Consider the following 10,512-nt stretch of genomic DNA (forward strand, 5'->3'; position numbering starts at 1 on the left):
CTTTTGGTGAATATCTGGGACAACCTGCTGACAAATGCGATAAAATATAACTCACATGGCGGCAGCATTCTGATCAGCCTGTCTCAAACCCAAACAGCGATTGAAGTTATTTTTCAAGACACCGGGATTGGAATATCAGAGGATGCCATCAGTCAGATTTTCGAGCGCTTTTACCGGGTGGACTCAGCCAGGAAAAAAGATGGCACAGGACTCGGGCTATCGATTGTAAAACAAATCATTGAGCTGCATAATGGGGAAATCAAGGCAGACAGCAAGGCTGGCGAAGGCACCACCTTTACCATTACATTTTTCAGGGAGAAACAACGGGAGGAATAAACATTATGGAACAAAAATGGAGTATTAGATTAATAAGGTTTGCAGCTATCTTTGGCATTATCGGAACCTACCTTGGTTCGCATATGTCCGGGCAGATGGATTATTCGTTAAGGCCCATTCATGCCCACATCCTGCTGGTAGGATGGCTTTCCGTCTTCGCATGGGGAATCTTTTATAAAGTCTACCGCGTAAAATATAAAAAACTCGTATCCATTCACAGCATCCTTGGAATGGCAGGAGCACTTGGTCTGACAATCGGCATGTGGATGTATACTTTAAATCCGTTTAATTTAGGAGATACCTTTGTTCTGGTCTTCTTTATCGTCGGCGGAACCCTGCTATTGCTTGCCTTTGCACTCTTTGTGGCGATTACCTTTTTAACTGAGAAAACATCGGAACAGTAAATTATAAGGAGCATGGACTTGATCAAAATTAAAAAGGGCCCAAAAGGCCCTTTCCTAACAGCATCTTCCAGTATTCCCGATCATCGAGATCCCGCTTCCGTTTCCGCTTCGCTCTAATACAAGACCCTCGGTGTTTGGTTCAATAATCGGGTCGATTGCTACTTTGATTTCATTGATTGTGACAATAATATCATCTGCTTCCGGCTCATCCAGAGCCAGTCCTATTCTTGGCTGTCCTCAGCCATAGCCGTCAAAAAAGATGCGGACGCTGCCGGCATTTTGTTCTTCCAGCATTTTTTTCAATTCATCACGCGCATTGTCTGTGATTTTCATGCCTGTTCCCTCCCCTTGGATGTTTTTAAGTATATTATTTACTTTCCAGTTTCGGCAAATGTTTTAATCCGCCCGCCGATTTCATCCCGGACACGCTGGAAGAAAGCCCATTTTTCTTCTTCTGTTCCTTCTGCTTTCGCAGGGTCATCAAATCCCCAATGCTCGCGCTTTACATGAGGAGGTGTCATTGGGCATTTATCCGCTGCATCACCGCAAAGCGTTACAACCAAATCTGCATTATTGAGTATTTCCGGATCAATGATATCAGAAGTCTGGTTTGAGATGTCAATTCCAGCTTCATTCATTGCTTTTACAGCGTTCGGATTCAAGCCATGTGCTTCAATCCCGGCACTATAAACATTCCATTCTTCACCTAAATGCTGTTTTGCCCATCCTTCAGCCATCTGGCTGCGGCATGAGTTGCCTGTGCATAGGAAGTAGATCGTTTTTTTAGTCATGCTGTGATTCTCCTTTTTAGATAATCATTAGCCAAATGTACAATCCGGTTAATGTAATGAACAGTGTTGGAATCGTTAAGATGATCCCTGTTTTAAAGTACGTTCCCCATGAGATTTTTACTCCCTTCAGGGACAAGACATGAAGCCACAGCAAAGTTGCGAGGGACCCAATCGGCGTAATTTTCGGGCCGAGATCCGATCCAATCACGTTCGCATAGATAAGGGCTTCACGGATGATTCCACTTGTACCAGTTTCAGCAATGGCCAGAGCGTCAATCATCACGGTTGGCATATTGTTCATGACAGAAGAAAGGATGGCCGCAATGAATCCCATTCCTATCGTTGCTGCAAATAGTCCCTGGTCAGCTGTCATTTGAATTAAATCAGCCAATACATTTGTAAGACCCGCATTTCGAAGTCCGTAAACCACTACATACATGCCTATCGAAAAGAAAACGATAGCCCATGGTGCACCCTTGATGACAGTGCGCGTATTCACGGCCGGGCTTCTTCGCGCCATGATCAGAAAGAACACCGTTACAATGCCTGCGATAAATGAGACTGGGACACCAATCCACTCACTGGCAAAATAGCCTATTAATAAGATGCCTAAAACAAGCCAAGACAATCGGAACATTTTGCTGTCTTTAACTGCTTCTGCTGGTTTTTTCAAATGAGATAAATCATAATTCTTTGGTATGCTTTTTCTAAAGTATAAGAATAAAACCAAAATGCTGGCACCCAGTGAAAAGAAGTTCGGAATAATCATGCGGGACGCATATTCCACAAAGCCGATGCCAAAGAAATCAGCGGAAACGATGTTGACCAGGTTGCTGACAACCAATGGCAGGGACGTTGTATCTGCAATAAATCCGCTTGCGATAATAAACGGAAAAACCAATTTTTCTTCAAATTGAAGGTTTCGTACCATCGCAAGGACAATTGGCGTGAGAATGAGTGCCGCTCCATCATTCGCAAAGAATGCTGCGACAACCGCTCCCAAAATGGAAACATAAATGAACATCTTCACTCCGCTGCCCTTTGCCGCTCTTGCCATATGTAAAGCGGACCATTCGAAAAACCCGATTTCATCTAAAATAAGCGATATAATGATGATGGCAATAAAGGTTAATGTGGCATTCCAGACAATGGATGTAACATCTAGGACATCATTGAAATCCACCACACCGGCTATTAAGGCAAGGATGGCTCCGCCGCATGCGGACCAGCCAATGGACAGACCTTTTGGCTGCCAAATGACTAATATGAGGGTGACTAAGAAAATCACCGATGCTAAAATTACTTGTGTCAATGTGTTCCCCCCTCTTACTCACAGGAAATTCGCAATCCCTGCTCTTCCAATTTTTCTAATAAATAATCCTGGCTTGGAAGGTGATCAAGCACATTCTGAACCAGCGGGTAATAGTCACTTTCCTGATTCAATGAATAAATAATCCACTGACCTCTTCTGTTTTCCCTGACCACACCTGCATCTTTTAGTTTCCGAAGATGCTGGCTAATGGCTGGCTGGCTCATTTTAAAAATCTCCACAAACTCACATACACAGCAATCATGGTTATTTAATAGCTTTACCATTGTGAGCCGTGTTTTATCGCCTAATAATTTTAAAATGGATGCTGCCTTGCCGATTTCAACTGTGGATTCTATCATGATCTCATCACCTCCGCTTTGCACATATTAATATATAATGATTTGCTTATATAAGCAAATGGTTTTTTCTTATTTAGGGAAACTATGAGGACTATTTTTGGGTGAGTCATAAACGCAGCCAAACAAAAAACGGCTAAAAATTTAGCCGCAAACACAATATTTACAGAAGTTTTTCCATCGCCATCACGTCCACAAATTTCCCGTCCAGCACGCCCTGGTTTTGAAATATACCGACTTCACGAAACCCCTTTTTCTTATAAAGACTCTGTCCCAGGCCATTAAATGGGAAAGTAAACAAAACGAGCTTATGGAACTTGTTTTCTCTTGCTTTCTTTTCGAGTGCAGAAAGAAGATTCCCCCCTGCCCCCTTGCCTCTGAACTCTCTTGCGATATAGACTGAGATATCTGCCACTCCATCATAAGCACAGCGGTTACTGTATGGATTTAGGGAAGCCCATCCTATCACGCGGTCCCCTTTTTCTGCAGCAAGCACACAATATCGCCCTTGATGCTGTTCAAACCATTTTGTCATATAGGAAAAATCTTTTGCCTCTGTTTCCAATGTAGCGATGCGATCTTCTATTCCCTGATTATAAATTTCCATAATCTTTTCCAAATCTGTCTTCTTCGCTAAACGAACAACAGTCTCACTGATCATTGGAGTTCCCCCGCTAATAAGTTTCATAGATTTCTTTTTTTATAAATGTGGTTAACCTCTTTGCTAAAACTGTCCAAATCACGGCTAAGGTAAGCAGTATGATCGAACCGCCCCAATATAAAATGGTAAAACCAGCCTCTAATTGGATTAATATGTAACTAATTGCCGGCCCTAAAGCTGCCCCCACATCTTGAGAGATGGAGTATATCGTAAGGAAAGTAACCACGTTTGCAGTTTTTGCTGTGTCCAGGGCAATCGTGTCCAAAATGGTTGATAAAATAGTAGCTCCGGCCATCACTAAAAGAGTAACAGCTATCCACAGCCCTAATGGAAGTCTAATGGATACGATTCCAAAGAGTAATGCTGATGAAATCAATGAAACAATAAAAATCGGCAGCCTCCCCTGAGCCACATCAGACCAGTGCCCCACTGTTTTTCCCAGAAAAGGTTCCCATGTCCACCTTACCGCCTGGATGATGCCTGATAAAAAAGTAACACTGACAATCACATTCCATATTGATATACTCTCTCCGTAAAAGTGTTCAATCAAGGAGCTCATTGTGGATGTCACTATTCCCTGATATAACATGGCAACGAGAAAGCCTGAAACAATAATCGCTGCTTTATAAACGGTCCTGCCAATGAAAGGTTTCTCTTCAGCCCTCTTATCAATCCTACCGGGTGTCTCCTCAACTTGATTAATTTTAGAACTCAGCATTAGAGGAAGCCCCAAAAGGGACAATAACCCAAATGCAATTGATACGGTGCTCAAGCCTAGAATTGGAATGAGCAAGCCTCCAACCAGCATTCCTGCCAGGCTTCCTGTTCGGTAGAGCCCGTTAAATAAGCCCATAGAACTTCCACGCTTGTTGTTTTCAGCATAAACAGCAACAAGCGACAATCCTCCGATCCGAAAAAATGACCAGGCAATCCCCCATAAAGCACGAAGGATCACCCATGCCGCAAACCCTTTGAAAATTCCGTAGCCTACCGTTGTGATCCCGCCTAACAGGACAGCAATAATAAGGCCGGACTTTAATGAAATATGTTTGTACATCCAGCCTGCAAATGGATTAAATGGCAATCGTATAAAGCGGTTTATTGATAGGAGCACACCTACTTGCCAAAGGGAGTCCAGGCCTGCACTTTCCCAATAAATAGGCAAGGCAATATACAGCATGGAATCACCTAAAAGGCTTAAAGCTGTGACAATGGCGACTATTATTATAGGCTTTTCAGATAAATAATTTTTAATAGCCGCCATATGTCATTCTCTCCTTTAATTCGAATGATTCAGCAATTCCTGATAAGCCAAAATAAATTGTATATACGTCTCCTGGCCCATTTCACTTTCCCGCAATCGAAACAGCCTTTCAAATGTTGTATCTTTTGCTTCCTCAACAGAACACCCAAAAGCATTCATGATTAATTTCATATAGGAAATAAAATATTCTTTTTTGAGAGCTCCAGCATGATTTATGGTCATAATTATCACCTATTCAATTACATTTTAAGGGGCAGCTAATCAATTGCAGCAGGAAGATGCAGGCTCTTCAATTGAACTTTTTAAATTAACGCTGCATACACCCGTTTCCGGCAAATCCAGCTCCACTTTTTCTGCAGCAGCGAAATCACCGCTCAAATAAGCAGCCACAGACCTAACCTGCTCATAGCCTGTCGCCATCAAGAAGGTTGGAGCACGGCCATAGCTTTTGGAACCCACAATATAAAAGTTCTTCTCAGGCTGACTTAATTCCTTTTCTCCATGGGGACGAACCGTACCGCAGCTATGAATATTAGGATCAATTAATGGTGCCAATGAACCTGCACTTTCAGTTGCAGAATCAATGGAAGTCCGAAGTTCACTTATGATTGAAAAATCAGGACGGTTTCCTGTATTAACAATCATTTCATCGATTCCATCCAGGCTAATCTGCTTCCCGTTTTGGCTGCCTATTAACTCGATTCCCGTTTCCGACTCTTTGACCAGCTGGATACGAAATGGAGTAAAAGCCTCCACTTGCCCGTTATCAACCAATTGATGGATCTTGCTTCCGAGGCGGCCCCTTGCTTCAAGTGCATCTTTTTCTTCTCCTCCGTAAGCATCCTCAACCTGATTTCTTCTCATAATCCATAGAATCTCCGTTTCGGGGCAGGACTCTTTCAAAGCCGCTAAATCCAGCAAGGCATTGATCGCTGAATGGCCTCCGCCCACAACTGCAACTCGCTTATTTCGATAGCGCTGTTGCTCACTCCCTAATACATCGGGTATTCCATAAAATATCTTTTCCTTCAGTTCCCTCTCATCAGCCAGCCAAATTCCGCTTGATGAAGCCGGATTTGGATTACCCCAGGTACCTGCAGCATCAATGACTGCTCTCGATTCGAATGTTTTGTACTCTCCATTCTGCTCAGCATGAATAACAAAAGGAATTTCGTCCCCGTTTGCCGTTTTCATTTTATCGGTATCTTTTCTGCCGACTGACAAAACCTTCGTATTCAGATGAATGAAAGGCTTTATTTCAGGTAAACTGGACAGTGGCTTTAGATAGTGTTCAACAAGTTCCTCCCCGGTAGGCAGTGCTTCCATTTGCGGCTGTACCCAGCCATTTGCGCTTAATAAACTGGCAGCAGCTTTGTCAATATTGTACCGCCATGGTGAGAATAAACGAATATGTCCCCAGCTTTTGATATTGGCTCCCGCTTGCTTCCCCGCCTCGAGCAAAATAAATGATTGCCCCCTGCTTGCCAGGTGTGCAGCAGCTGCCAATCCCACCGGTCCGGCGCCAATTATTGCTACAGGCAGCGCTCTTGCTTTCCCATTGTTTTGTGAACTCTTTTCTATTTCGTTTTTCTTAGGCGTGCAGCATCCTATTACAAGATCATTCTGATTAGTCATGCTTTCTCCTCTTTTCTCCAATTAATTTTACTTGCAAAATACAAGTATTTACTCCAGAGGCATTTACCCCTGAAATGGCTTACAGCATGCACTGGATTTTGACATTGCATTATTTAACAAATGAATGGAACGGATGACTGTTTCTTTTTCAAACTCATTCATTTGTGAAAAAACTTCTTGTAAAAATGCATTCATCTGCTGGTCTATTGAACCTGCAATATATTTTCCTTCAGCAGTCAGCGAAAGAATACTGATTCTCTTATCAGCAGGATCCGGCGTTTTCTTAACTAAGTTCATTTTCATTAAAGATTGAACCTGCCTGCTGAAAGTTGTAATATCCGTCCCTAGCGAATCTGCAATCTGCTGCATGGACGGGTTATGCTGATTGTCAATCTCATAAAGAATATGGCTTTGAATGAGGGAAATATCGCACCCGCCGACACTGCAGCAATTTTTATTGAGTAAGCCGAAACGGCGAGTCATTACTTGAAACAAACTGCGAAGATTTTCCATTTTTTTCACCTCTTGGTTATAGTATAGTTAATAAAGTTGCATTTTACAACTAATTTTTGAAGAATTTAAAAGAATTTTTTTTTCACTAAAAAAGCGGTCATCCGTTTTTTTAATCATTATTACCTTTAAACTTTTTTCCAAAACAAATTACTTTGCACAAAGTATATTATTGATTACAATATATTTGAATAGGCATTTTAAAAAGATAGATCAAGGGGGGAAAATATCATGGGTAAATTCGATAAAAAAATTGTTTTGGTTACTGGCGGAGCATTAGGAATGGGAAAACGCATGACTGAGCTTTTAGTCGGTGAAGGCGCATATGTTATTGCAGCGGATATTAATAAAGAGCTCCTGAACGTTGTCAGCCAAAATGATGCAGTGGAAGGCAAATTGCTGAATGTCATGTCAGAGGATGATTGGAAAAATGCAGTGGATGAAATCGTTGCTGATCATGGAAGAATCGATGTATTAATTAATAATGCCGGCATATCTAGCGAGAAACATATGGATGATGTGACAATTGAAGACTGGGATCTTATGATGCGCATCAATGGTTTCGGGCCTTTTGCAGGAATGAAGCATGTATTGCCGCAAATGGTCAAACAGCAAAGCGGTGCCGTTGTGAATATTTCCAGCTACACAGCCATGGTTGGCATGGGTACAAACACGTACACAGCTTCAAAAGGTGCTGTGAGAGCCATCTCCAGAGCGGCAAGCACACAGTTCGGCCGATTCGGAATCAGGGTTAATGCTGTTTTCCCTGGCGTCATTAAAACACCAATGACCGAGAACCTGTCAGAATCCAGTGAAGTGCTGCAAAGATTAATTCAGGCCACTCCGCTTCAAAGACTTGGTGAAGCTGATGACGTGGCACGTGCTGTCTTGTTCCTTGCTTCAGATGATGCTTCTTATATTACAGGTGCAGAACTAGTTATTGATGGCGGTTTCTCTGCACAATAAACAAACAAAAAAACTGTTCCCGCTGCGGGGCAGTTTTTTGTGTGTTCCCTCATCTGCCATGTGATGGTTTGGACAGTTTAATAGGAGGAGCTGCGCTGAATATGATACAGCAGCATTTCCCCCTGCTCTTCCATTTGGTATTCCAATCCTGCTTGCATTAAAATGACATTAGGGTATGATATCCTGTATTAGAGCAAAGGTATTGTCTAAAAAGGAGTTACCAATCGTGTCTATCCAAATTGTCATTCTCGGTCTTTTAAAAGAGAAAGAATATCATCCATATGAAATGAAAAAAGTCATTTTAGAACACAAATGGGATCACCTATTCCCCGTTACGGACGGTAATTTGTATCATGCCATCCGCAAGCTCGAAAAGCATAAGTGGATCCAGGCGGAAAAGCAGGAGCAGGTGAATAACCGTCCAAACCGTACCGTCTACCAAATAACTGAAGATGGAAAGAAGCAGCTATCGGAAGAAATCATAGAGGTCTTTAAAAAGCGGATGCCAGAACCGCGATCCCTTTATCCTGCCCTTTTGTTTGTTCAATCAGCCCAAGTCCCCGAAGCAGCTGAACATATAAAAAACTGGATTTCCGACTTGAAGGCAGAGAGCAAAGTAAAGCATGACTACCAGGCGGTCATCCCCAATCTGATACAGGAACATTATAAGGGCTTAAATGAATTTTATATGAATTGGCTGACAAAGATTCTCCAAGTAGTAGAGTCTCCGAATGAGAGGTAAGAGGGTATATCCACTTACCTTCTTTAAATTCACCCCAACACCCTGTAAAATTTTTACCAATTCCCCCAAAAGCTATGTACTTTTCACCCAAAAGCAATTATACTATTCTGAATATTGTCTTTTCGTAAAACGAAGGATGTTCGAAATACCTTTAGGGAGTGTCTTAAGTTGAGAGCTATAGCAAAAATGGATTCAAAAAACCTTATACTAATGGCCGGCATTATTTTTGTGGCTTTTAATTTACGCCCAGCGATTACATCAGTCGGGCCATTGATTGGGTCTATACGGGATGAGACAGGAATTTCCAATGGTGCAGCAGGTCTTCTGACCACTCTGACGCTCGTTGCCTTCGCACTGCTCTCCCCTTTTGTGCCGAGGATCGCCCAAAAGCTTGGCGGTGAATGGAGCATTCTTTTGGGGTTAACGATTTTAGGATCCGGCATTGCGGCCCGTTCTGCAGGAATGCTTCCTCCGCTGTACATAGGAACTATTTTAATTGGATTAGGGGTAGGTCTTTGCAATGTTCTTCTTCCGGGAATGGTCAAGGAAAAATTTCCGCAAAAGGTTGGCCTGCTGACAGGAATTTATACATTTTCAATGGGGATTTTTGCGGGACTTGCGCCAGGGTTCAGTGTCCCGCTTGCTGAGGGACTCGGGTTGGGCTGGAGGCTTTCACTTGGAGCATGGGTCATCCTGATCTTAATTGCCATCATTGTCTGGCTTCCTCAGCTTAGAATGGGAAAGAAAAAAACGGAAGTATCTGCGGTTTCTGCACCAAAGTCTTCCATGTGGACCTCACCCATCGCCTGGCAGGTCACACTATTTATGGGATTGCAATCAATGGTCTATTTCAGCGCTACTACCTGGCTCCCTGAAATTCTTCATAGCCAGGGACGGGATATCACCGCAGCTGGATGGATGGTAACGGTTCTCCAGTTTTCAGGGCTTCCCGTTAATTTTATTATCCCTGTTCTTGCCGATCGGCTTCCTAACCAAAAAGGTATTGCTCTTGGAATCGGCATTTTCACTTTTGCCGGCCTTACAGGTCTGCTTTTAAATGTTAATGGCATCATCACTAACATCAGTATCGTTCTAATCGGGATCGGGCTGGGCGCTGCGATCAGCCATTCGTTAACCCTGATTGGCCTTCGTGCTGAAAATGCGAAACAGGCTGCCAGTCTTTCAGGAATGGCGCAATCCGTCGGCTACCTTCTCGCCGCAGTAGGACCAATTCTCATCGGCTCACTGTATGACCTATTCCAGTCATGGACCATTCCGCTGGCCTTGCTTTTGGTCATAACTGCCATCTTTACAATTTCCGGAATTGGAGCGGGGCGTGATCAATTTGTTTTGCAGGAAAAAGACCATAAAAATACTGCGTCAACCATTGCTTGATACTAGTAATCTTACAATTCGTTCCGAATGTGTTGTGGGTTCAGACTCAGATATACGATTTATTGCTTTCTGTGTCCGAAGTTGACCAGGGTTCTGACTCAGTCCTGCGTTTTTCTGCTTTCTGTGTCCGAAGTTGACTC

Annotated in this window: 13 protein-coding genes; 5 read left to right on the plus strand and 8 right to left on the minus strand. The window is 42.9% G+C overall.

What is annotated here, in order from left to right:
* On the plus strand, positions 1-336 hold a 336-nt coding region (locus tag BFI01S_RS19370), incomplete at its 5' end, for a sensor histidine kinase (protein WP_156478355.1).
* A 5-nt stretch (positions 337-341) separates the two neighbouring features.
* Positions 342-740 carry a hypothetical protein gene (locus BFI01S_RS19375; RefSeq protein WP_048011478.1) on the plus strand — a complete coding sequence of 133 codons (399 nt, stop codon included), beginning with the start codon at positions 342-344 and terminating at the stop codon, positions 738-740.
* A 371-nt stretch (positions 741-1,111) separates the two neighbouring features.
* On the opposite strand, the gene arsC is transcribed toward BFI01S_RS19375, so the two are convergent.
* The 8 genes from arsC to BFI01S_RS19415 form a co-directional block, all read right to left on the minus strand.
* Positions 1,112-1,531 (minus strand): arsenate reductase (thioredoxin), encoded by a 420-nt coding sequence (arsC, locus tag BFI01S_RS19380; protein ID WP_048011477.1) that lies wholly within the window; start codon positions 1,529-1,531, stop codon positions 1,112-1,114.
* A gap of 16 nt (positions 1,532-1,547) precedes the next feature.
* A complete protein-coding gene (locus BFI01S_RS19385; protein WP_061794066.1) occupies positions 1,548-2,843 on the minus strand; it encodes an arsenical efflux pump membrane protein ArsB in 1,296 nt (431 codons plus the stop codon).
* A 14-nt stretch (positions 2,844-2,857) separates the two neighbouring features.
* Positions 2,858-3,202: an ArsR/SmtB family transcription factor gene (locus BFI01S_RS19390; RefSeq protein WP_061794067.1), complete on the minus strand. Its 345-nt coding sequence runs from the start codon at positions 3,200-3,202 to the stop codon at positions 2,858-2,860.
* A 160-nt stretch (positions 3,203-3,362) separates the two neighbouring features.
* Positions 3,363-3,860 (minus strand): arsinothricin resistance N-acetyltransferase ArsN1 family A, encoded by a 498-nt coding sequence (locus tag BFI01S_RS19395; RefSeq protein ID WP_061794068.1) that lies wholly within the window; start codon positions 3,858-3,860, stop codon positions 3,363-3,365.
* Between the two features lie 13 nt (positions 3,861-3,873).
* Positions 3,874-5,124: an MFS transporter gene (locus tag BFI01S_RS19400; protein ID WP_061794069.1), complete on the minus strand. Its 1,251-nt coding sequence runs from the start codon at positions 5,122-5,124 to the stop codon at positions 3,874-3,876.
* A 15-nt stretch (positions 5,125-5,139) separates the two neighbouring features.
* A complete protein-coding gene (locus BFI01S_RS19405; protein WP_061794070.1) occupies positions 5,140-5,346 on the minus strand; it encodes a hypothetical protein in 207 nt (68 codons plus the stop codon).
* 39 nt (positions 5,347-5,385) lie between these two features.
* Positions 5,386-6,759: an FAD-dependent oxidoreductase gene (locus tag BFI01S_RS19410; protein ID WP_061794071.1), complete on the minus strand. Its 1,374-nt coding sequence runs from the start codon at positions 6,757-6,759 to the stop codon at positions 5,386-5,388.
* Positions 6,760-6,822: 63 nt separating this feature from the next.
* Complete coding sequence (locus BFI01S_RS19415) at positions 6,823-7,272, minus strand: MarR family winged helix-turn-helix transcriptional regulator (RefSeq protein WP_061794072.1); 450 nt, start codon at positions 7,270-7,272, stop codon at positions 6,823-6,825.
* 228 nt (positions 7,273-7,500) lie between these two features.
* Here BFI01S_RS19415 and BFI01S_RS19420 point away from each other — a divergent pair, with 228 nt between their 5' ends.
* The 3 genes from BFI01S_RS19420 to BFI01S_RS19430 all read left to right on the plus strand — a co-directional run bounded on the left by BFI01S_RS19420 (position 7,501) and on the right by BFI01S_RS19430 (position 10,372).
* Positions 7,501-8,235 (plus strand): SDR family NAD(P)-dependent oxidoreductase, encoded by a 735-nt coding sequence (locus tag BFI01S_RS19420; protein ID WP_061794073.1) that lies wholly within the window; start codon positions 7,501-7,503, stop codon positions 8,233-8,235.
* A gap of 226 nt (positions 8,236-8,461) precedes the next feature.
* Positions 8,462-8,977 (plus strand): PadR family transcriptional regulator, encoded by a 516-nt coding sequence (locus BFI01S_RS19425; RefSeq protein ID WP_061794074.1) that lies wholly within the window; start codon positions 8,462-8,464, stop codon positions 8,975-8,977.
* Positions 8,978-9,163: 186 nt separating this feature from the next.
* Entirely contained in the window at positions 9,164-10,372 is a 1,209-nt protein-coding gene (locus tag BFI01S_RS19430; RefSeq protein ID WP_061794075.1) for a CynX/NimT family MFS transporter, read from the plus strand.
* Positions 10,373-10,512: the final 140 nt, after the last annotated feature.

The organism is Cytobacillus firmus NBRC 15306 (genome assembly GCF_001591465.1).
GTDB classification, from domain to species: domain Bacteria; phylum Bacillota; class Bacilli; order Bacillales; family Cytobacillaceae; genus Cytobacillus; species Cytobacillus firmus.

What these genes read in the sequence shown, in the direction of transcription:
- BFI01S_RS19415 (WP_061794072.1), bottom strand. Translation starts at nt 7,272, where the DNA reads ATGGAAAATCTTCGCAGTTTGTTTCAAGTAATGACTCGCCGTTTCGGC.
- BFI01S_RS19390 (WP_061794067.1), bottom strand. Translation starts at nt 3,202, where the DNA reads ATGATAGAATCCACAGTTGAAATCGGCAAGGCAGCATCCATTTTAAAA.
- BFI01S_RS19395 (WP_061794068.1), bottom strand. Translation starts at nt 3,860, where the DNA reads ATGATCAGTGAGACTGTTGTTCGTTTAGCGAAGAAGACAGATTTGGAA.
- BFI01S_RS19410 (WP_061794071.1), bottom strand. Translation starts at nt 6,759, where the DNA reads ATGACTAATCAGAATGATCTTGTAATAGGATGCTGCACGCCTAAGAAA.
- BFI01S_RS19430 (WP_061794075.1), top strand. Translation starts at nt 9,164, where the DNA reads ATGGATTCAAAAAACCTTATACTAATGGCCGGCATTATTTTTGTGGCT.
- BFI01S_RS19375 (WP_048011478.1), top strand. Translation starts at nt 342, where the DNA reads ATGGAACAAAAATGGAGTATTAGATTAATAAGGTTTGCAGCTATCTTT.
- BFI01S_RS19400 (WP_061794069.1), bottom strand. Translation starts at nt 5,124, where the DNA reads ATGGCGGCTATTAAAAATTATTTATCTGAAAAGCCTATAATAATAGTC.
- BFI01S_RS19420 (WP_061794073.1), top strand. Translation starts at nt 7,501, where the DNA reads ATGGGTAAATTCGATAAAAAAATTGTTTTGGTTACTGGCGGAGCATTA.
- arsC (WP_048011477.1), bottom strand. Translation starts at nt 1,531, where the DNA reads ATGACTAAAAAAACGATCTACTTCCTATGCACAGGCAACTCATGCCGC.
- BFI01S_RS19405 (WP_061794070.1), bottom strand. Translation starts at nt 5,346, where the DNA reads ATGACCATAAATCATGCTGGAGCTCTCAAAAAAGAATATTTTATTTCC.